At 70.8% G+C, this 20,299-nt stretch carries 18 protein-coding genes, 1 tRNA gene and 1 other RNA gene; 14 read left to right on the top strand and 6 right to left on the bottom strand.

Going from position 1 to position 20,299, the window contains the following annotated elements; translation table 11 throughout:
* Nucleotides 1–65 precede the first annotated feature (65 nt).
* From AB0M52_RS05795 to AB0M52_RS05785, 3 genes are read right to left on the bottom strand one after another with little or no spacing between them, the layout of a single operon-like run.
* Nucleotides 66–623, bottom strand: a complete 558-nt coding sequence (locus tag AB0M52_RS05795; protein ID WP_363949379.1) for a hypothetical protein — start codon at nucleotides 621–623, stop codon at nucleotides 66–68.
* Nucleotides 624–666: 43 nt separating this feature from the next.
* Nucleotides 667–855, bottom strand: coding sequence for a DUF397 domain-containing protein (locus AB0M52_RS05790; protein ID WP_363949404.1), 189 nt, complete (start codon nucleotides 853–855; stop codon nucleotides 667–669).
* Between the two features lie 8 nt (nucleotides 856–863).
* Entirely contained in the window at nucleotides 864–1,631 is a 768-nt protein-coding gene (locus AB0M52_RS05785) for a helix-turn-helix transcriptional regulator (protein WP_363949376.1), read from the bottom strand.
* 207 nt (nucleotides 1,632–1,838) lie between these two features.
* Here AB0M52_RS05785 and AB0M52_RS05780 point away from each other — a divergent pair, with 207 nt between their 5' ends.
* On the top strand, nucleotides 1,839–2,216 hold the full coding sequence (locus AB0M52_RS05780) for a hypothetical protein (RefSeq protein WP_363949373.1): 378 nt from the start codon (nucleotides 1,839–1,841) through the stop codon (nucleotides 2,214–2,216).
* A complete protein-coding gene (locus AB0M52_RS05775) occupies nucleotides 2,213–2,452 on the top strand; it encodes a flavin reductase (RefSeq protein ID WP_363949370.1) in 240 nt (79 codons plus the stop codon). The genes AB0M52_RS05780 and AB0M52_RS05775 overlap by 4 nt, the downstream gene beginning before the upstream one ends.
* A gap of 99 nt (nucleotides 2,453–2,551) precedes the next feature.
* Here the strand turns inward: AB0M52_RS05775 and AB0M52_RS05770 are convergent.
* Nucleotides 2,552–2,636: transfer RNA gene (locus AB0M52_RS05770), tRNA-Ser, on the bottom strand.
* A gap of 81 nt (nucleotides 2,637–2,717) precedes the next feature.
* Between AB0M52_RS05770 and ffs the strand changes: the two genes are divergently transcribed.
* The 11 genes from ffs to AB0M52_RS05715 all read left to right on the top strand — a co-directional run bounded on the left by ffs (nucleotide 2,718) and on the right by AB0M52_RS05715 (nucleotide 17,529).
* An RNA gene (ffs, locus tag AB0M52_RS05765) (signal recognition particle sRNA small type) lies at nucleotides 2,718–2,807 on the top strand.
* Nucleotides 2,808–2,984: 177 nt separating this feature from the next.
* Nucleotides 2,985–5,690 carry a DNA polymerase III subunit gamma and tau gene (locus tag AB0M52_RS05760; protein WP_363949368.1) on the top strand — a complete coding sequence of 902 codons (2,706 nt, stop codon included), beginning with the start codon at nucleotides 2,985–2,987 and terminating at the stop codon, nucleotides 5,688–5,690.
* A 127-nt stretch (nucleotides 5,691–5,817) separates the two neighbouring features.
* Nucleotides 5,818–6,126, top strand: coding sequence for a YbaB/EbfC family nucleoid-associated protein (locus AB0M52_RS05755; protein WP_363949401.1), 309 nt, complete (start codon nucleotides 5,818–5,820; stop codon nucleotides 6,124–6,126).
* Nucleotides 6,127–6,134: 8 nt separating this feature from the next.
* Entirely contained in the window at nucleotides 6,135–6,728 is a 594-nt protein-coding gene (recR, locus tag AB0M52_RS05750; RefSeq protein ID WP_363949365.1) for a recombination mediator RecR, read from the top strand.
* Nucleotides 6,729–6,825: 97 nt separating this feature from the next.
* On the top strand, nucleotides 6,826–10,812 hold the full coding sequence (locus AB0M52_RS05745) for an SGNH/GDSL hydrolase family protein (RefSeq protein ID WP_363949362.1): 3,987 nt from the start codon (nucleotides 6,826–6,828) through the stop codon (nucleotides 10,810–10,812).
* A 68-nt stretch (nucleotides 10,813–10,880) separates the two neighbouring features.
* Entirely contained in the window at nucleotides 10,881–11,318 is a 438-nt protein-coding gene (locus tag AB0M52_RS05740; RefSeq protein WP_363949359.1) for a hypothetical protein, read from the top strand.
* Between the two features lie 262 nt (nucleotides 11,319–11,580).
* Nucleotides 11,581–13,242 carry an ABC transporter substrate-binding protein gene (locus AB0M52_RS05735; protein ID WP_363949356.1) on the top strand — a complete coding sequence of 554 codons (1,662 nt, stop codon included), beginning with the start codon at nucleotides 11,581–11,583 and terminating at the stop codon, nucleotides 13,240–13,242.
* 77 nt (nucleotides 13,243–13,319) lie between these two features.
* Nucleotides 13,320–14,324 carry an ABC transporter permease gene (locus AB0M52_RS05730; RefSeq protein ID WP_363949353.1) on the top strand — a complete coding sequence of 335 codons (1,005 nt, stop codon included), beginning with the start codon at nucleotides 13,320–13,322 and terminating at the stop codon, nucleotides 14,322–14,324.
* Entirely contained in the window at nucleotides 14,321–15,283 is a 963-nt protein-coding gene (locus tag AB0M52_RS05725) for an ABC transporter permease (protein ID WP_363949351.1), read from the top strand. Before AB0M52_RS05730 ends, AB0M52_RS05725 begins: the two co-directional genes overlap by 4 nt.
* Before the next feature lie 9 nt (nucleotides 15,284–15,292).
* Complete coding sequence (locus AB0M52_RS05720; protein WP_363949348.1) at nucleotides 15,293–16,429, top strand: ABC transporter ATP-binding protein; 1,137 nt, start codon at nucleotides 15,293–15,295, stop codon at nucleotides 16,427–16,429.
* Nucleotides 16,426–17,529 (top strand): oligopeptide/dipeptide ABC transporter ATP-binding protein, encoded by a 1,104-nt coding sequence (locus tag AB0M52_RS05715; RefSeq protein WP_363949345.1) that lies wholly within the window; start codon nucleotides 16,426–16,428, stop codon nucleotides 17,527–17,529. Before AB0M52_RS05720 ends, AB0M52_RS05715 begins: the two co-directional genes overlap by 4 nt.
* A gap of 59 nt (nucleotides 17,530–17,588) precedes the next feature.
* Here AB0M52_RS05715 and AB0M52_RS05710 read toward each other — a convergent pair whose 3' ends face one another.
* Together AB0M52_RS05710 and AB0M52_RS05705 are read right to left on the bottom strand one after the other, a co-directional pair.
* Complete coding sequence (locus tag AB0M52_RS05710) at nucleotides 17,589–18,032, bottom strand: hypothetical protein (protein ID WP_363949342.1); 444 nt, start codon at nucleotides 18,030–18,032, stop codon at nucleotides 17,589–17,591.
* A complete protein-coding gene (locus tag AB0M52_RS05705) occupies nucleotides 18,014–18,619 on the bottom strand; it encodes an HNH endonuclease family protein (protein WP_363949398.1) in 606 nt (201 codons plus the stop codon). Before AB0M52_RS05705 ends, AB0M52_RS05710 begins: the two co-directional genes overlap by 19 nt.
* 162 nt (nucleotides 18,620–18,781) lie before the next feature.
* On the opposite strand from AB0M52_RS05705, the gene AB0M52_RS05700 reads away from it, so the two are divergent.
* Nucleotides 18,782–20,266 (top strand): MFS transporter, encoded by a 1,485-nt coding sequence (locus AB0M52_RS05700; protein WP_363949339.1) that lies wholly within the window; start codon nucleotides 18,782–18,784, stop codon nucleotides 20,264–20,266.
* Nucleotides 20,267–20,299 lie beyond the last annotated feature (33 nt).

Genomic DNA, 20,299 nt, shown 5'->3' with positions numbered 1-20,299 from the left:
TGAAGCCGAATTGACGCAGTTTCATTGGAAATCCCCCAGTCCCCAACGGGACGGGAGCGGAGAGGTTATTGCCGAGCCTCCCATTCGTCGGCCAATTCGTCCCAGTAGTCGGCGCTCAGCCCGCGCCGCCCGTGCGCCAGCCAGCCTTCGGTGCTGCGCTCGACATGCAGGCCCAGTTCGGCGAACGGGTCGATCCACCGGCCCGGCTCCACGCCCAGCTCGATCAGCGCGGCATTGATCGGCCAGTCAGGGCGCGGGCCGTCGAGCGCCGTGTCGAAGCGTGGCCCCCAGGTCAGGGTGCCGCCCAACCAGACCGCCGCCGCCTGGTGCCCGGCCCCGCCGGCGAACTCCGCCTCGACGTACGCCAGCGGGCCGTGCCGTGACCAGTGGGCCAGCACCTCGGTCAGCGCGGGGGAGAGGATCAGTTCGAACGGGGACTCCGGGCCGGGTTCGTCGATCGTGTAGTCCGGCGGCGTGCCGGTCAGCTCCTGCACCAGCTGCGGGGTCACCGGCAGCAGGGCGAAGTCCTGGCGCAACCCGCCGAGGACGGCATGGTCCAGCTCGCGGGTTTCCTCGCGCAGCAGTTCGGCGTCCGCGACGACCGCGCTGAGCTGGTAACTCACCCCGCGTCCACAGCCTGTGGATAGAACATGTGTACGACGGCGGTCAGGGCTTGCCGACTTCGGTGATGAAGGCGCGCCAGGCTGCCGGGGCAAAGGCCAGCGCTGGGCCGGTCGGGTCCTTCGAGTCGCGTACGCCGACCACGCCGGGCACGTTGTCGGCGACCTCGACGCAGTTGCCGCCGTTGCCGCTGCTGCGGCTGCTCTTGCGCCACCGGGCGCCGGTTGGCGTTATTGCACCGGTCAGTTCCATGACTCCGCCACCTCCCTGATCAGGTCGACCGACTGCCAGTGGGAGAGCGTCTCGCCGCGCACGTTCTCCCACGCGGCCAGTATCGCCGCGATGTCGGCCTGCTCGCTAACCACCTGCCCCTGAAGCTGGTTGTCCAGGTAGCCGGCGATGCGGTGATCCGCCGCGGTGGCCAGCACGAACGGGCCGTTGATGCCAGCGTATTCGCCCACTGTGGACGGCACCACGTGCACCCGGATGTGGGGCTCGGCGCTCGCCTCGGCGAGCGCCAGCAACTGGGCGCGCATGGTGGCCGGGCCGCCGACCGGGCGGCGCAGCACCGCCTCGTCCAGCACGGCGGTGAACAGCGGCGGGTCTTCCCGGCTCAGGATCTGCTGGCGGGACAGGCGGTGGGCGAGCAGCCGCTCCACGTCGTTCCGTGGGATCAGGCCGCCGCCCGCGAGGACGGCGCGGGCGTACGCCTCGGTCTGAAGCAGGCCCGGTACTACGAGCGATTCGAAGGAGCGGAGCGTCGTGGCCTCGCGCTCGATCTCCTGCCATGGGCGGAACCAGACCAGCGCGCGACGCCGCGAAATGTCCGGCCAAATGTCCGAGACATCCTTGCGGAGGGCATCTGCCGCCGTCAGGCGGTGCCGGGCGTGCGGGATCCGATCCTCAAGCAGCCACCGACTGACGGTCTTCGGGTCGACACCCACCCGATCCGCGAGCGACTCGATCGTGAGCCCGGTGTCCCGGAGCGCCACCCGGAGCGCGTCGTTCATGGCCCCTCCCATCGGACGTCTCGAATATCTGGCGACCATATCGCTACGCCATGTAGTTGTCCCGTCACCTGCGCCAAATTGGGGTATCGACGGCGCGGCCGGTGGAGGTCAATCCCCCTGACCCGGCGGTCGCGTACGTCTGGGGGCCGCCGCCGGGCGAGCATCCGTGGCGGCCCCCATCCACCACTTAACGGATTGGGGCGACCTGTGCCGGACCGGCCCGCGAGTGACCCGCCAGAGCGGGCCATTGCCCCGGGTGACGTGTTCCTGCTGACCCGCCAGGCGTCCCCGCAGTTCGTCCGCCCGATCACCATCCGGGTCATCCGCCACCGCACCGACCGGATCACCTACCACGGGTGGACGTGGATCGAGTGCTACCAGCTCGACGCCCGGGGCGACGCGGTCGACCGCCGCGAGCTGTACCTGATGCCCGCCGGCCTGATCCGCCCACCCGCCGCCGCGCCGCGCGCTGCCGGGCCGCGTGCCGCTGCGATCACCCCGACGCGCCCGCGTCCGGAATCGGCCTGGTCGGGCGAGCGCAGTGCAGCCTCGGGTCGGCGCTCATCCAGGGCAGCCGGCGCGTGATCCGGCGACGCCAGGCGCACCAGCCGTCCCGGCCGACGTGGCGCTGCCGGGACTGCGGTATCGCGTGGCCGTGCAGCACCGCGAAACTACGGCTCCTCGGCGACTACCGGGAGAACCGGGCAGCCCTGCTGGTCCACCTGGCGACGCTGCATGCGGAGGCCGCCGCCGAACTCGGAGACCACCCGTCCCCGGTCGCGTCGTTCGACCGCTTCGTGTCCTGGGCGCGTGCCCGGTGACGGCTCTCCGTTTACTACGGGAGCACGCGCGGGCTGAACACGACAAAGGCCCCGATCCGATCGATCGGGGCCTCACGTCTGCCCGATAGTGGGCGGGTGCGGAGGATACGAGATTCGAACTCGTGAGGGTGTGAACCCAACACGCTTTCCAAGCGTGCGCCCTAGGCCTCTAGGCGAATCCTCCGCCGATCAGGATACAGGTCTCCGCCAGACCGCCCACCCCACCACCCCCTGAAGATCGACGGCGGGTCGGGTAGGCTGGGGCTACCTCCCGTGCGGCGGTATCTCGTGAACCTCCCCAGGGCCGGAAGGCAGCAAGGATAAGCGAGCTCTGCCGGGTGCACGGGGGGCCTTTCTGTCTCCGGCGCCCGTCGCGCCCCCGCCCACCCGCCAGGCTCGGGTGTTAACAAGGGACCCTTCCTCTACCGGAGGCGTTAAGAAGGTGCCCTTCCTTGCACCTCCACCAGCGGGGTGGGTGGTCAGGCGGGGCGTGGCGGCGGAGAATGGCGCGGTCGAGAGGAGGCGGGACGCCGTGGCACTGGCGCTCTACCGCAAGTACCGGCCGCGTACCTTCGCCGAGGTTATCGGGCAGGAGCACGTCACCGAGCCGTTGTCGCAGGCGTTGCGCAGCGGGCGGCTCAACCACGCGTACCTCTTCTCCGGGCCGCGCGGCTGCGGCAAGACGTCCAGCGCCCGCATCCTGGCCCGGTCGCTCAACTGTGAGCATGGCCCCACCCCGGAGCCCTGTGGCACCTGCGCCTCCTGCCGCTCGCTGACCAGCGACGGGGCCGGCTCGATCGACGTCATCGAGATCGACGCGGCCAGCCACGGCGGCGTGGACGACGCCCGTGAGCTGCGGGAGAAGGCGTTCTTCGCCCCGGCCAACAGCCGGTTCAAGATCTATGTCATCGACGAGGCGCACATGGTCTCGTCGGCCGGCTTCAACGCCCTGCTCAAGCTGGTCGAGGAGCCCCCGGAGTACGTCAAGTTCATCTTCGCCACCACCGAGCCGGAGAAGGTCCTCGGCACGATCAAGTCGCGGACCCACCACTACCCGTTCCGGCTGATCCCGCCGAAGGTGCTCCGGCCCTATCTTGAGCAGCTCACCCAGGCCGAGGGCGTGCAGGTCGAGCCGGCGGTCTTTCCCCTGGTGGTGCGCGCCGGTGGCGGCAGCGCCCGGGACAGCCTCTCCGTGCTCGACCAGCTCATCGCCGGTGCCGGCCCCGACGGCGTCAGCTACGCCCGAGCCGCCGCGCTGCTCGGCGTCACCGACTCGGCGTTGATCGACGAGATGTGTGACGCGCTCGCCGCCGGGGACGGCGTCGCCGCGTACGCCACCGTCGACCGGGTCGCCGAGGCCGGGCACGACCCCCGACGGTTCGCCTCCGACCTGCTGGAACGCCTGCGCGACCTGATCGTGCTCCAGCAGGTGCCGGACGCCGCCACCAAGGGCCTGATCGACGGGCCGGACGACCAGATCGAGCGGATGGCTGCCCAGGCCCAGCGACTCGGTCCGGGCACCCTGTCCCGCTGCGCCGACATCGTGCACGACGGCCTGGTGGAAATGCGCGGCACCACCGCGCCCCGGCTGCTGCTGGAGCTGATCTGCGCCCGGATGCTGCTGCCCGGCGTCGACGACTCCACCGGCGGTCTGCTCCAGCGCCTCGAACGCATGGAGCGCCGGCTCACCCTCGCCGGCACCGAGGTGCCGCTGGCCGCCGCCGACTCCGCACCAGCTCCCGCCCCCGCCACGGTACGCACCCAGCCTCCCGCCGCGCCCGCGGCTGCCGCCGCGACCCAGGCCGGGACCGCCGGCGAGCCGGCGGCGCCCGGTGCCCAGCCCGGGGTGGCCGCCGCACGCGCCGCCGCTGCTGGTGCCGGTGCCCGAGGAGCCGCCGGCGGTAACACCGGTGCCCGGGGAGCGGCTGCCGCGAACGGTGGTGACCAGGGAACGACCGGTACGCCGGCCGGCGGCTCAACCGGGGCAGACACCTCCCGTCGGCCGGTACCCGCGTCGGCCGTCATGCCCGATCCGGCCACTCCCGAGCCGCCCAGGCCGGGCTCGGCGAAACCCGGCGTGCTCGATGCGGCTGCGGTGCGCCGGATCTGGCCCGAGGTGGTCGGCAAGGTCGGCCGCAAGAGCAAGAAGGTCGCTGCCTGGGCGCGCGAGGCCACGGTGCGCGAGGTCGACGGCCAGACCCTCGTGCTGAGCTTCCGTTACCCATTCCATGCACAGGCTCTCTCGAACGAACCCGACCTGCTGATCGACTCCATCTACGAGGAGTTGGGCGAGCGCTGGCAGATCCGGTGCGAGGTGGCCGGCGAGCGGGGCGGGCCGTCGCCCGCCCCGGCTCGGGGCGCTGCCCCAGCCGGCCCGTCCGCCCGTGCCGCCGCCGGGACCGGTACCGCTTCCGGTGCGGGTCGGCCTGATGGTGACTCTTCGAGCCTGGCCGGGTCCGGTGGTGACCTCTCCGGTAGCGGCCGGTCCGGGGACGGACCCACCGCAGGGCGGTCCGGCAGCTCGGCGTCCGCCACCGGCGAGGACGACGAAGGCTGGCCGGAACCGGCCCGCCCGGGTGGCTCCGCCTCGACCACCGCAGCTGGGAACCGCGATTCGGCGGACGACTGGCCGGAGGCAGCCCGCCCTGGCGGCCGGCCCGCACCGCCCGACGCCACACCGGCTCCGGGTGCCCCGGCGGGTCACGCGGGTGCTCCGGGCGGCCGGGCAGGTCAGTCCGGCGCTTCGGATGCCCCGGCGGCTCAGCCCGGAGTTCCGGGCGGCCCGGCGGCTCAGGCCGGCGCTCCGGGCGGCTCACACTCTGCGGCAGGGGCCGGACCGAAGTCGTCCGTTCCGCCGCGACAGGTGCCGGCGACCAATGGCAACGGCAGCACCGGTGGCGCGCGGGTGAGCAGCGCGATCGCGGCGGCTCGCGCGGCGGCGGCCGGGCGGGGCACGCGTACCGCCCCGGCGACCCGGCAGACCGCGGACGCCGAGTTTGCCGGCGAGCCGCCGTACGACCCGGATTTCGACGGCCCGGTGCGGGGCGGGGCGGGAGGGTCCGGCGGTGCCCAGCCAGCGGCCACCGCGGCCTACGAGGGCTTCGACCCGGGCGACGAGCCACTGGACGAGATCATCGACGAGAAGACCGCCCGCGAGTCGAGCGAGGAACAGGCCGTACGCCTGCTCCTCGAGGCATTCGCCGCCACCGAGAAGATCAGCGAAGTCGACACCCGCTAGTCCCTGGGTCGGCCGCCGTGGGCGAGGTGCGTGCGCGCGGGATGGGGTCGGTGGGGACAGCTAGGCTGGGCGGCGGCCAAGTAGACGAGTCGAGGGAGCCATCGTGCGGCCTGGTGGACAGCCGAACATGCAGCAGATGCTGAAGCAGGCGCAGAAGATGCAGCAGCAGATCGCCAAGGCGCAGGCCGAACTGGCCGAGGCCGAGGTGACCGGCACCGCCGGTGGTGGACTGGTCACGGCGACCGTCTCCGGCGCCGGCGAGGTCAAGAGCATCAAGATCGACCCGAAGGTGGTCGACCCGGACGACGTGGAGACCCTGGAGGACCTGGTCGTTGCCGCGCTGCACAACGCCACCCAGGCGGCCCAGGAGCTGACCGAGCAGAAGATGGGCCCGGTCGCGGGCGGGATGGGCGGCCTCGGCCTGCCCGGGTTCTGAGCCCGCAGATGTACGAGGGTGCCATCCAGGATCTGATCGACGAGCTGGGCCGGCTGCCGGGCGTCGGTCCGAAGAGTGCCCAGCGGATCGCCTTCCACGTCCTGTCCGCCGACCCGGCCGACGTCAACCGGCTGGCCGGCGCGCTGCGCAAGGTCAAGGAGCTGGTGCGGTTCTGCACCAGCTGCTACAATGTCGCCGAGTCCGACCAGTGCCGGATCTGCCGCGACCCGCGCCGCACCGACGAGGTGATCTGCGTGGTCGAGGAGCCGAAGGACGTGGTCGCGATCGAGCGGACCGGTGAGTTCCGCGGGCGCTACCACGTGCTCGGCGGGGCGATCAATCCGCTGGAGGGCATCGGGCCGGACAATCTGCGGATCCGGGAGTTGATGGCCCGGCTCGGCGGCGGTGCGATCCGCGAGCTGATCCTGGCCACCGATCCGAACACCGAGGGCGAGGCGACCGCCACCTACCTCGCGCTGATGGTCAAGCCGATGGGGATCGCCGTGACCCGGCTGGCCAGCGGGCTACCGGTCGGCGGAGACCTGGAGTACGCCGACGAGATCACCCTGGGCCGGGCCTTCGAGGGACGCCGGGCCGTGTGACGAACCCGCCGCCGCGGCGGGCGGTGGGTCGACGATGATGCGCTGGTGATGCCGGCCGTGAATCTGGACGCCAAATTCCTGATTCACGGAGGTCGCCGTGCGTCGTTCCCTTGTCTCGTTGCTGGCATTGGCGGTGCTGGTCCCGCTGGCTCCGTCCGGCACGGCGGCGTCCGCCGCGCCGTCCACTCCGGACCCTGATCCCGGTCCGCCCCGGCCGCCGCAGGCGGCGCCACTCGCACCGGACCGGGTACTGGACCCTGATCGCCGGCTCGGCAGGTCCTGGCGGCGCTCGGCCGACCGCGTGATGACCACCTCCGCCGACGAGACCGGGTTGCACATTCTGGTGGCGGACGCCAACGCGGCGTACCAGTGGCGGACCGTGGCGACGCTGGCGGAGCCGGGCGTGGCCACGGATCAGTGGGTGGGCCAGGCGTGCGTCACCGGGTCGGGCCGCGCAGCGGTGGCGGTCTATGCGCCCAGGCAGTTCACCAACCGCGAGACGCTGTCCAACGCGGGCGCGTTCGCGGCCGTGGTGGACCTTGAGACGGGCCGGGTCAGCAAGCTGCCCGAGCGCTACTCGCTCGCGTACCACAATCCGGGCTGCGGCAACGGGGAGAGCGCGGTGCTGACCCGGCTGGAGCTGCCCGCCACTCCGGAGGCGGGTAGCACCGCGCGGACGGTGCTGACCACGGTGGACACCCGTCGGGTCGGCGGCGGCCGGCAGTTGATCACGCCCGGCCAGGTCACCTCCGCCATTCCGGTGGGGGAGACGATTGTCGCCGCCAAGGGCGACGAACTGGTCAGCGTCGACCGGCGGGGCCGGACGACCACCCGGGCCCGTACCGCCGGGACGCCCTTCCGGCTGCTGCCCGACGGGGCCGGCGACGTTGCGTTCCAGGTGGCTCGGGCCGACACCACTGACCTGGTCCGTTACGCGGGAGGTGAGCTGACAACGGTGGCCTCGGCGCCGCTCGGCACGGTCAAGCTGCGGCCAGGTGCGGACGGTCAGGTCTTCGTGGTGGGCGGTCGCAGCGGTGCCCGGCTCGCCGGCCGGTCGCTGCCGGCCCGGTGGCGGGCCGTCGACGCGCTGCCGGACAGCGACGTGTCGCGTACCGGCGACCTGGTGGTCACGCGCGTGCGTACCGGCACCGAGGCGGCCGGGCCGGGTGGTGGCGCCGGTGACGGCCGGCCGGACCGGGTGGCGATCTCGGCCCAACTCGCCGACGGGTCGGATATGGCATTCAGCGTGGCACCGACGTTGACCCGGGCGGGCCGGGAGCGGGCCGTCGCGGCCGGCGGTTCCGGTGACGGCACGGCCGCCCGGAGCTTGGCCGCCGATCCGGATCCGGCGACGGTGCCCTGGGACCCGGACCGGTCCTGCGCGGTGCCCCGCAACGACGAGAACATCCAGGTCTACCAGCCCAGCCGGGAGCAGATGGAGTGGGCCGCCAACCTCGCGGTACGCGGCCAGTTGACCTTCCAGCGCCCGGCCAACTGGTCCAACAACGGATTGCCGGCGTACTCGCCGCAGGGGATGTTTCCGTCGCTGCCCCTGTCGGGCGGCGGCTTCGTGCCGGCCCAGGTCTTCCTCGGCATCCTGGCTCAGGAGTCGAACCTGCTCCAGGCCAGCTGGCACGCCGTGGACGGGCTCGCCGGCAACCCGCTGACCAGCCTCGGCTTCTACGGCCTGGACCTGATGAACCCGGACGTCACGAAGATCAACTGGGCGCACACCGACTGCGGTTACGGCGTCGGCCAGGTGACCACCGGGATGAAGCGGACCGACACCGACCAGTGGATCACCGGCGTCCAGTGGGACTACACCAAGCAGCGGGCGGTGGCATTGGACTACGCCACCAACGCCGCGGCCGGACTGCGCATCCTCCAGGACAAGTGGAACACCACGCGCGACGCCGGCCTGATCGCCAACAACGGTGACCCGCAGTACATCGAGAACTGGTGGTTCGCCATCTGGGCGTACAACACGGGCTTCTACCCCCAGTCCGGGTCGCAGCCCTGGGGCGTGGGCTGGGCCAACAACCCGAGCAACCCGAACTATCCGCCGGACCGGCAGATGTTCCTCACCGCACCGCTCGACGTGCCGGACGCCTCGCCGCCGATCGACGACGACATCGGGTACGACAACGCCAAGCACCCCAACCACTGGTCGTACCCGGAGCGGGTGATGGGCTTCGCCTACACCTCGCTGCGCCGCTACAACTACTCGACGGGCAACTACTCGCCGACGTACTCGACCGCGTTGGAGCGCAACAAGCTGGTGGCGCAGCCGACCCGGTTCACCTTCTGCGTGCCCGCCCGGAACGCCTGCGACCCGGCCGTCTCGAAGGTGCCGGGTGACTACCCGGCGGAGAAGCCGGGCCCGTGCACCCGCGACGACCTGAAGTGCTGGTGGAACGGGCCGGTGACCTGGACGGACTGCGCGATCAACTGTGGCCTGGAGACCCGGCGGTACACCAGCGTCGAGCCACGCCCGTACGCCACCGCCATCTACGACTCGCAGTGCGGCCGGGCCGGCCTGCCGGACAACGCACTGGTCATCGACGACATCGACAGCGCCAGCCCACTCGGCCCGCAGGGCTGCACTCGGAACCACACGCGAGTCGGGAAGTTCTCCTTCACCTACGAGGGGCGACCAGGGCCGAACGGGACGACCATCTATCCCGGCAAGGTGGACACCCACCAGATCGGGGGCGGCTTCGGCGGCCACTTCTGGTTCGCGCACAGCCAGGCGTCCGAGACCTCCCCACAGAAGGTGACCGGGCGCTGGACGCCGACCAACCGGTTGAACGGCTGGGCCACCGTGATGGTGCACCTGCCGGATCACGGGGCGCACACCCAGCAGGCGAAGTACACCATCAACACCGGGCAGGGGATGAAGACCCGGTACATCCCGACCCGGACCCTGCAACACCGCTGGGTGAAGCTGGGCACCTACCAGTTCTCCAACCAGGCCGCGCAGTACGTCGAGCTGACCAATATCAGCGAGGACGGCAAGGGCGTGGAGGACGTGGCCTGGGACGCGGTGGCGTTCGTGCCGCTCACCGCCAAGCCCCGGCACTTCGTGGTGGCCATGGGTGACTCGTACGGCTCGGGCGAGGGCGCCGGCGGCTACTACCGCGAGACCGACAACAACTACGGCAACCACGCCTGGAACGCGTGCCGGCGCACCGACCGGTCGTGGCAGATGCTGACCCGGCTGCCCGGCTCGTCCAGTTCGATCAAGGATCGGGTGGCGGCGCACGACCCCAACGTCGACTTCCAGTTCGTCAGCTGTTCGGGGGCCACGGCGGAGAAGATGCGTGACACTGCTACGCCGACCTATTGGCAGAGTCCACCGTCGTCCATCGGCACTTATCACCGGCGGGCCGAAGGACAGTTCCGGGAGATGTCGCAGATCGAGTCGGGGGCGTTGGACGCCAACACCACCCTGGTGCTGCTCTCGGCGGGCGGCAACGACGCCGGGTTCCCCGACACGATGACCGACTGCGCGATGGAAGCCTGCGACAACCCGAGCTACGAGTCGCTGGTGCGTCAGCGGATCGACAACTCACACCTCCAGGTGCGGCAGCTGATCGACGCGATCGCGGCCAAGGCGCCGAACGCCACGATCATGCTGGCCGGCTATCCCCGGTTGTTCGCCGACTACCACCTGGACCAGTGTGTCTTCGGCCGGTACACCAGCGGCGAGATGAGCATGCTCAACCGGTCCGCCCTGTACATGCGCGACGGCCAGCGGCAGATGGTGGACCAGGCTCGGGCCGCGGGCCGTAACGTCCAGTTCACCGACATGGTCGAGGGGCTGCTCGACCACGGCACCTGCCGTAAGTACGACACCATCCACAACATCCTGGTGCCCGACGACATCAACTCCGTGGTGGCCGGCCCGGCGGGTGAGGGGGACTTCCGGATGGTCTCGGGTGACACCTACGCCACCTGCGTCGGATGGATCACGGCCGGCCTGAACGTCTGCATCAGCCGCGCGTCGTTCCATCCCAAGGACACCGGCAACGTGACGTACGCCAACGCGGTCACCGCCCGATTGTCCGCAGTCGGCTACAACTGAGTGCGCGGGTGGGGCCGGCCTGTGGTGGGCCGGCCCCACCGGTTGCACGCGACGCGAGGGAGGCCGCGGTGCGGCAGGAGCGGGACAACCGGCCCTGGACGCCGTCGGTGCTGGCCGGCCTGCTGGTCATCGGGGTGCTGGTCGGCTGGTGGTGCTTCGCGGCGGAACTGCGGGAGTTCCGGGAGGCCAGGCGGGACGGCGCGGTGACGGCCGCGGAGGAACTGGACCAGCGGGCCGGTGGCTACGCCGAGGCGGTGCTGGCCGCCGGTGATCAGGTATCGGACGATCGGTTACGGGCACTGGCCGCCGAGCACGAGGTGGATGTGTGGGAGATCCGCCGCGAGCCGGAGTTGTCGCTGGTCATCGAGGCTTCCGAGGGGTACGGCCGGTGGCCGCAGGAGACGCTGCGGGCCTGCCATCGGCTCGACTTCCGGGCACCGGGCGAACCCGCTGCGGGCTTCGATCTGACGCGCCTGCCGGCCTGCCCGACACCGCCCACGCCGTGAGACGCGCCGATTGGTGGTATGACACCGGTGTTGATGGGCCGTCCGATTGATGTAACAGAATGATATCGATTGGAAGTGGCTATTGGGCCGTTTTGCCCAATAGCCCGTTGGCCCGCGTTACGAGGGCCGGTCGCTAAGGACACGATCCGGTACCAAGAGCTTCTCCGGCCGTTTCCGGGCGGTCCAAACGGGGGCTAAGGTCACCGCCATCGGTGACCCTGTCACCACGTTGTCCGTACCCCCTAGGACGAGGTGAAGCACCATGCGTGCATCCAGGCCGAAGGTCGCCATCGCGGCCGTAGCGGTCGCGGCCCTCGCGGTAGCAGGCTGTGCCGAGAGCGACCGCGAAGGTTCCAGCGGTAGTAGCAACGACACCCTTGTATTCGGCGTCGCCGGAGACGCGAAGGTGCTCGACCCCACCATGGCCAGCGACGGTGAGTCGCTGCGCGTGGCCCGTCAGATGTTCGAGACGCTGGTCCGCCCGGAGGAGGGCGGCACCAAGGTCAGCCCCGGCCTCGCCGAGTCCTGGACGCCGGACGCCACGGGCACGGTCTGGACGTTCAAGCTGCGTTCCGGCGTGAAGTTCCACGACGGCACCGACTTCAACGCCGACGCCGTCTGTGTCAACTTCAACCGCTGGTTCAACGCCAAGGGCCTCATGCAGAGCCCGGACGTGACCGCGTACTGGCAGGACATCATGGGTGGCTTCGCCGCCAATGAGGACGCCACGCTCCCGCCGAGCCTCTTCAAGTCCTGCACCGCCACCGACCCCACCACGGTCGACCTGGCCTTCACCCGGGTCTCCAGCAAGATCCCGGCCGCCCTGATGCTGCCGTCCTTCTCCATGCACAGCCCGAAGGCGCTGCAGGACTACGACGCCAGCAACGTCAGCGGTAGCGCGGACGACATCAAGTACCCCGCGTACGCGACCGGGCACCCGACCGGTACCGGTCCGTTCAAGTTCAAGTCCTGGGACGTCCCCAACAAGTCACTCACGCTGGAGCGGAACGAGGACTACTGGGGCGACAAGGCCAAGCTGAAGACCCTGATCTTCCGGACGATCTCGGACGAGAACGCCCGTAAGCAGGAGCTGCGCTCCGGGGGCATCCAGGGCTACGACCTGGTCGGCCCGGCCGACGTCGAGCCGCTGAAGGGTGAGGGCTTCAATGTCCTGACTCGCCCGGCGTTCAACATCCTCTACCTGGCGATCAACCAGAAGGGGAACCCGAAGCTGGCCGACCTGAAGGTCCGGCAGGCGATCGCCCACGCGGTCAACCGCCAGGCCCTGGTCGACTCGAAGCTGCCCCCGGGCGCCCAGGTCGCGGTGAACTTCTTCCCCGACACCGTCGAGGGCTGGAACGGCGACGTCACCAAGTACGACTACGACGTCGACAAGGCCAAGGCGCTGCTGGCCGAGGCCGGTGCGTCGGACCTGACCCTGCGGTTCCACTACCCGACCGAGGTCACCCGGCCGTACATGCCGAACCCGAAGGATCTGTTCGAGCTGGTCTCGGCGGACCTCCAGGCGGCCGGCATCAAGATCGAGGCGATCCCGCTGAAGTGGAGCCCGGACTACCTCAACGCCACCACCTCCGGCAACAAGCACGACATCCACTTCCTCGGGTGGACCGGTGACTACGGCGACGGCTACAACTTCATCGGTACGTTCTTCGACCGGCAGAAGGACGAGTGGGGCTTCAACAACCCCGCTCTGTTCGAGAAGTTCAAGCAGGCGGACACCACCGCAGACCAGGCGGCCAAGGTGGCGCTCTACAAGGAGCTGAACGCCGACATCATGAACTTCCTGCCGGGTGTGCCGATCTCGCACTCGCCGCCGGCGATCGTGTTCGGCAAGGACGTGACCGGGGTCAAGGCGAGCCCGCTCACCGACGAGCGGTTCTCCTCCGCCGAGTTCAAGTCCTGATCTGACGCACTGACCGCGGGCGGGCGCTGTACCTACAGCGCCCGCCCGCGATCCTCAGCACCCCCTCCGAGGCCGCCGTGTTCCGGTTCATCGTCAGACGCCTGCTACAACTGATACCCACGCTGTTCGGGCTCTCCATCCTGCTGTTCATCTGGCTCCGGCGGCTGCCCGGCGGCCCCGAGACCGCCATTCTCGGCGAGCGGGGTACGCCCGAGATGCGTGCCGCGATCCGCAACAATCTCGGTCTCGACGAGCCGATCCTGGTCCAGTACGGCCGGTTCGTGCGGCGGATGGTCCGGCTCGACCTGGGCACGTCGATCTCGACCAAGCGCGAGGTCACCACCGAGTTCCTCCAGCGCTTCCCGGGCACCGTCGAGCTGACCATCACCGCGATGGTGATCGCGATCGGGATCGGCATCCCGCTGGGCTACCTCGCCGCCCGTCGGCGTGGCCGGCTGCTGGATCACCTCTCGGTCGGCGGCTCGCTGATCGGCATCTGCATCCCGGTCTTCTTCCTGGCGTACATCCTCAAGGCGATCTTCTCCGAGAACCTGGGCTTGTTCCCGTCCAGCGGCCGGCAGGACCCGACCCTCGGCGCCACCCGGATCACCAACTTCTTCGTACTCGACGGGCTGATGACCCGCGAGTGGGACGCCGCCGCCGACGCGCTCTGGCACCTGATCCTGCCGGGCGTCGCGCTGGCCAGTATCCCGCTGGCGATCATCGTCCGGATCACCCGGGCCAGCGTGCTGGAGGTGCTCAACGAGGACTTCGTCCGCACCGCCGAGGCCAAGGGCTTGACCGAGAACGTGGTCCGCCGCCGGCACGTGCTGCGCAACTCACTGCTGCCGGTGGTCACCTCGATCGGCCTGCTCACCGGTGGTCTGCTCTCCGGCGCGGTGCTCACCGAGACCGTCTTCGCGTTCAGCGGTATCGGGGCGTTCGTCGCGGAGGCGATCAGCCAGCGCGACTACCCGGTGCTGATGGGCTTCATCATGATCATCGCGGTGGTGTACGTGCTGGTGAACCTGATCGTGGACCTCTCCTACAGCCTGATCGACCCGAGGGTGAGGGTCCGATGACGCTCATCACCGGCAAGAAGAAGGAAAAGATCGACCGGCTCGCCGAACTGGCCGCCCGGGACGATGAGCGCGGCGTCAGCCTCTGGCAGGAGGCGTTCCGCCGGCTGCGCCGCAACCCGGCCGCGATCGTCGGCGCGGTGGTCCTGGGCCTGTTCGTCATCGTCGCCGTCGTCGGCCCGTTCCTGGTCCCGCACGCGCCCGAGGCCCAGCTGTGGAAGGGTGAGGTCCGGGAGAACATCGGCTACATCCCCGGCCCACGGGCCGAGAACTGGTTCGGCGTCGACCACATCGGCCGCGACGAGTTCAGTCGGATGATCGTCGGGGCCCGGCAGACCCTTCTGGTCGGCGTGGTCGCGACGATGATCGGTCTGGCCGTGGGCTCGCTGATCGGTGGGATCGCTGGTGCCGCCGCCGGCCTCGGTGGCCGTTGGGGCCGGGCCGTCGACAACGTCCTGATGCGTTTCATCGACATGCTGCTGGCCATGCCGAGCCTGCTGCTCGCGATCAGCATCGCCGCGATCCTGGGCGCCGGGCTCACCACGGTCATGATCGCGGTGGGTGCGGTCTCGGTCCCGGTCTTCGCGCGGCTGTTGCGCGGCTCGATGATCGCGCAGTCCAACAGCGACTACGTCCTGGCCGCGACGTCGCTCGGCGTGCGGAAGCCGAAGATCGCGCTGGGGCACGTGGTGCCGAACTCGCTGGCCCCGGTGATCGTGCAGGCCACGCTCACGCTGGCCACGGCGATCATCGAGGCCGCCGCGCTCTCCTTCCTCGGCCTGGGCAACAACGACGCGTCCATCCCCGAGTGGGGCGTGATGCTCGCCGACGCGCAGCGCTACATCGACATCGCACCGCGACTGGCGATCCTGCCCGCACTCGGCATCATCATCACCGCGCTGGGCTTCACCCTGCTCGGTGAGGCGATGCGTGAGGCCCTCGACCCGAAGCTGCGGAAGTAGGTTCCCTCCATGGCACTACTCGAAGTGGACGACCTCTCCGTCACCTTCGCCCGGCGTGGCCAGCGCGCCGTGCACGCCGTCGACGGCGTCTCCTTCGCCGTCGACGCCGGTGAGGTGGTCGGCCTGGTTGGCGAGTCCGGCTGCGGCAAGTCGGTGACCTCGCTGGCGATCATGGGGCTGCTGCCCAAGCAGCCCGGCCTGCGGGTGGGCGGCAAGGCGGTGTTCGACGGGACCGACCTGCTCCAGCTCGACGACCGGTCGCGGCGGGACATCCGGGGCCGCGACATCGCGATGATCTTCCAGGACCCGCTGTCGTCGCTCAATCCGGTCATCCCGATCGGCCTTCAGGTGACCGAGGTGCTGACCCGGCACCGGGGGATGAAGGGCGACGTGGCGGCGAAGGAGGCCGCCGCGCTGCTCGACCGGGTCGGCATCCCCGACCCCAAGCGGCGGCTGAAGGAGTACCCGCACCAGCTCTCCGGCGGGATGCGCCAGCGTGCCCTGATCGCCATGGCGGTGGCCTGCCAGCCTCGGCTGCTGATCGCCGACGAGCCGACGACCGCCCTGGACGTCACCATCCAGGCGCAGATCCTGGAGCTGCTGAAGGACCTGGTCCGGGACTCCGGCACCGCGCTGGTGATGATCACGCACGACCTGGGCGTGGTGGCCGGGATGTGCGAAACGATCAACGTGCTGTACGGCGGCCGGGTGGTGGAGACGGCCCGGCGGCGACCGCTGTTCCGCGAGCCGCGGCACCCGTACACCGTGGGGTTGCTCGGCTCGGTGCCGCGCCTGGACGCCGGGCGCGGCGAACGGCTCAACCCCATCCCCGGCTCGGTGCGCGACCTGCTGCCCTGGCCGGAGGGCTGCGCGTTCGCCCCGCGTTGCACCCGCCGGGTGGACGCCTGCGTGGGTGAGCCCCCGGAGTTGGTGCTCGCCCACGACGGCCGCAGCTACCGTTGCGTCAACCTGGCGCCGCTGCCGGGCCTGGCGCGGGCCGCCGAGGTGCCGGTGGCCGGGGAGTCCGAGCCGGCGGCGACCGCCGACGGCGCCGGGCAGGCGGCGGAGGCCGGCGCCGACGCACCGGCTGCGGGCAAGCCGGCCGGCGGCCCGGTGCCCGCGCCGCGCGAGGAGGAGAAGCCATGACCGGAAGCGACGTCCTCGTCGAGGTACGGGACCTGAAGGTGCACTTCCCGATCAAGCGGGGGGTGCTGTTCGACCGCACGGTCGGGCACGTCAAGGCCGTCGACGGGGTCGACCTGAGCATCGCGCGCGGCAAGACCTACGGCCTGGTCGGCGAGTCGGGCTGCGGCAAGTCCACCCTCGGGCGGGCGCTGCTCCAGCTCACCCCGCCCACCGCCGGCGAGGTGAGCTTCGACGGGGTCGAGCTGACCAAGCTGGCGCCGGGCAAGCTGCGCACGATGCGCAAGCGGATGCAGATGATCTTCCAGGACCCGATGTCCAGTCTCGACCCGCGGCAGAACGTCGAGTCGATCCTCACCGAGGGCCTGCAGACGCACGGGATCGGCGGCAACCGGGACGAACGCCGGAAGATCATCGCTGAGACGCTGGACAAGGTCGGCCTGCCCAGGTGGGCGCTCTCCCGCTATCCGCATGAGTTCTCCGGCGGTCAGCGGCAGCGCATCGGCATCGCCCGCGCGCTGGTGCTGGGGCCGGAGCTGATCGTCGCCGACGAGCCGGTCTCCGCGCTGGACGTGTCGATCCAGGCCCAGGTGGTCAACCTGCTCGACGAACTCCAGGACAACCTCGGGCTGACCTACCTGGTGATCGCGCACGACCTGGCAGTGGTCCGGCACATCTCCGACACCGTCGGCGTGATGTACCTGGGTGGCCTGGTCGAGGAAGCGCCGAGCGACCGGCTCTACACCGAGCCGCTGCACCCGTACACCCGGGCGCTGATGTCGGCGGTGCCGGTGCCTGACCCGGACGTCGAGGACCGCCGGGAGCGGATCCTGCTCGCCGGTGACCTGCCCTCGCCGGCCAACCCGCCGTCGGGCTGCCGGTTCCACACCCGGTGCCCGTGGGCGCAGCCGACCCGCTGCGCCGACGAGCGGCCGGTGCTGCGGGAGATCGGCGGTAGCCGGGTCGCGTGCCACTTCGCCGAGCAGATCGCCAGCGGGGAACTACGCCCACACAAGGTGAGCGCGGAGATCGTCCGCCCGGAGGGCGAGGGCGAGGCGCCCGGCGTGGTCTCCGCCCCCAGCGAGCCCGGCTCCTTCGTGTAAGGAAGGGCCCCTTCTTAACGCCTCGCGTATAGGAAGGGGCCCCTCTTAACACCTTCGGGTCAGCCCTCGGGACGGTTCAGCAGGCCGACCGCGATGCTGTGCACCGCGTCCAGCCCGGCGGCGTCGTCCAGCGCGGCTTTGCCGCCGGTGACCACGTACCACTCGTCGGCGTCCTTGTACTGCACGTGCAGGGTGACCTGGCCGTCGGCGAAGTCGGTACGCAGGGTCAGCTCACCGGTCACCACGCCGACCTCGTCGGTCATCACGCCGCCCGGTCCGGGCACGATGTCCGTGGTCCGGCTCTGCGGGCCGGTGGCGCCGCCGGCGTCGGCCGTCATCCCGGCGCCGGGCACCTCCACCTCACCCGCGGCGGCACCGTCGGCGGTCATCCCGGCCGTGGCCGGGCCACGTGGTGGGCTTGCCGCCGCGTCCGTCCCGGCTTCGTCCGGCGCCCGCTCGGCCGCCGGGGAACCGTCGGCGCCGGTTACGGCTTGCTCTCCCATGTGCAGCCCTCCAACATGTCGGCCAGCGCGGCCTTCTCGGCACTGGTCACCGTCAGCTGCCAGTGGTGCTTCACCGCCACCCAGTCGCCGGCGTACTGGCACCAGTATGACCGGTTTGGCGGTTTCCACTGGGACGGGTCCTGGTCACCCTTTGCCCGGTTGGAGGACGCGGAAACCGCGAAGAGCTGCGGTCGGTCCAGGTCGTTGGCGAAGTCGCCGCGTTTCGAGTCGTCCCAGTCGTCGGCGCCCGACCGCCAGGCATTGGCCAGCGGGACCATGTGGTCGATATCCACCTGGGACGGATCGGTGAAGGCGCGTCCGTCGTAGACGCTCTCCCACCGGCCGCCGACCACGTTGCAGCCGGAGTGCTGGATGTCCTTGCCGTCGCGTTCCAGCACCGTGTCGCGGACGTCGCAGTTCTTACCCGTCTTCCGCCAGTGCGGGAAGCGGTTGCGGCTGTAGCCGCGCATCGGGTTGGCCTCGGCGACGGTGAGCTGGGAGAGCATCTGGGTGGCGGTGCCGCCGCCGGTGCCCGTCGGCTCCGCCGGCTCCTCAAACGGGACGCAACCGGCCGCGCCGAGGGTCAGCGCCGCGGCGAGCGCGAGCGCTCCCAGGGCGCGCGATCCTGATCTGGTACGCACAGACGACACCTCTCCAGCTTGCGGGCTTTCGGCGATCCCGCACAGTACCCGGACGTGGTTTCGGCGATTCGTGGTGTCTGACACATGGTGCAAGGCAGATTGGTAGTCATGTCTGAACCCGCGCCCGCCCTCCGACTCGGCACCGCCGCCGGCCGAGGCACCCTGGCCGCCGCCGTACTCGCCTCCGGCATGGTGTTCCTGGACAGCACGGTGGTCAACGTGGCGCTGCCCCGCCTCGGCGCCGAACTCGGCGCGTCCGTGGCGGGCCTACAGTGGACCGTCAACGGCTACCTGCTCACGCTCGCGGCGTTCGTCCTGCTCGGCGGGGCGCTGGGTGACCGGTTCGGGCGGCGGCGGATCTTCCTGCTCGGCGTGATCTGGTTCACCGTCGCCTCGATCCTCTGCGGGCTGGCCCTGCGGACCGACTGGCTGGTGGCCGCGCGGTTCCTCCAGGGTGCGGGTGGGGCGCTGCTGGCCCCGGGCTCGCTGTCGCTGCTCCAGGCCAGCTTCCACCCGGACGACCGGGCGAAGGTGATCGGGGCGTGGTCGGGCCTGTCCGGCGTTTCCACCGCGCTCGGCCCGTTCGTCGGTGGCTGGCTGATCGACGCGCTCTCCTGGCGGTGGATCTTCTTCCTGAACCTCCCGCTGGCGGTGCTGGTGGTGCTGGCCGCCGTCCGCTGGGTGCCGGAGAGCCGGGACGAGAGCGCCACCCGTACCCGCGGACCGGGCCGGCGGGGCCGGCGGTTCGACGTGGCCGGCGCGCTGCTCGGCGCGGTCGCCCTCGCCGGTATCACGTACGCCCTGGTCGAAGCGCCCGGCCGGGGCCTGCGCTCGCCGCAGGTAGCGGTGGCGGCCCTGGTCGCGGTGCTCGCCGCGGTGGTGTTCGTACTGGTGGAGCGGCGTCGCGGGGAGACCGCGATGCTGCCCACCGGGCTGTTCGGCAGCCGGCTGTTCTCCGTGCTGAACGTCTTCACCGTGCTGGTCTACGCCGCGCTCGGCGGTTTCACCTTCTTCTTCGCCGTCTACCTGCAGAACGTGGTCGGCTGGTCGGCGTTCCTCACCGGCATCGCCCTGCTGCCGATGACCGTGCTGCTGTTGGTCGGCTCGCCCGGAGCCGGCGCACTGTCGGCGAAGATCGGGCCACGGCTGCCGCTGACCGTCGGCCCGGTGCTGGCCGCCGCCGGTCTGCTGGTGCTGCGCGAGGTCGAGCCGGGCGCGTCGTACTGGCGACAGGTGCTGCCGGGCGTGGCGCTGTTCGGGGCCGGGCTGACCCTGGTGGTGGCGCCGCTGACCGCGTCCGTGCTGGCCGCCGTCGCGGACCGTTTCGCCGGGGTGGCGAGCGGCTTCAACAACGCCGCCTCCCGGGTCGGTGGGCTGCTGGCGGTCGCTGCCCTGCCGCTGCTGGTCGGGCTCTCCGGCACCGGGTACGAGCAACGCGCCGAACTGGCCGCTGCCTACCGGGGTGCCCTGCTCTGGTGCGCGGGCCTGCTGGTGTTCGGCGCGGTCATCGCCGCCGTGCTGGTCCGCCGTCCGACCCGCAAGCCTCCGCCGGCGCAGCCCTGCCACTCCCTACCCGTTTCCACCCCGCGCTAGCCGGACAGGTGCAAGGAAGGGCCCCCTATTAAC

This window comes from Micromonospora sp. NPDC051296 (assembly GCF_040682255.1).
Classification (GTDB): Bacteria; Actinomycetota; Actinomycetes; order Mycobacteriales; family Micromonosporaceae; genus Micromonospora; species Micromonospora craterilacus.
This window is presented reverse-complemented; position numbering and strand designations above follow the sequence as displayed.

Bases quoted from the DNA above. Each gene is read 5' to 3' on its own strand.
- AB0M52_RS05715 (WP_363949345.1), top strand. From the start codon at position 16,426: ATGACCGGAAGCGACGTCCTCGTCGAGGTACGGGACCTGAAGGTGCAC.
- AB0M52_RS05710 (WP_363949342.1), bottom strand. From the start codon at position 18,032: ATGGGAGAGCAAGCCGTAACCGGCGCCGACGGTTCCCCGGCGGCCGAG.
- AB0M52_RS05735 (WP_363949356.1), top strand. From the start codon at position 11,581: ATGCGTGCATCCAGGCCGAAGGTCGCCATCGCGGCCGTAGCGGTCGCG.
- AB0M52_RS05725 (WP_363949351.1), top strand. From the start codon at position 14,321: ATGACGCTCATCACCGGCAAGAAGAAGGAAAAGATCGACCGGCTCGCC.
- AB0M52_RS05700 (WP_363949339.1), top strand. From the start codon at position 18,782: ATGTCTGAACCCGCGCCCGCCCTCCGACTCGGCACCGCCGCCGGCCGA.
- AB0M52_RS05720 (WP_363949348.1), top strand. From the start codon at position 15,293: ATGGCACTACTCGAAGTGGACGACCTCTCCGTCACCTTCGCCCGGCGT.
- AB0M52_RS05785 (WP_363949376.1), bottom strand. From the start codon at position 1,631: ATGAACGACGCGCTCCGGGTGGCGCTCCGGGACACCGGGCTCACGATC.
- AB0M52_RS05755 (WP_363949401.1), top strand. From the start codon at position 5,818: ATGCAGCAGATGCTGAAGCAGGCGCAGAAGATGCAGCAGCAGATCGCC.
- recR (WP_363949365.1), top strand. From the start codon at position 6,135: ATGTACGAGGGTGCCATCCAGGATCTGATCGACGAGCTGGGCCGGCTG.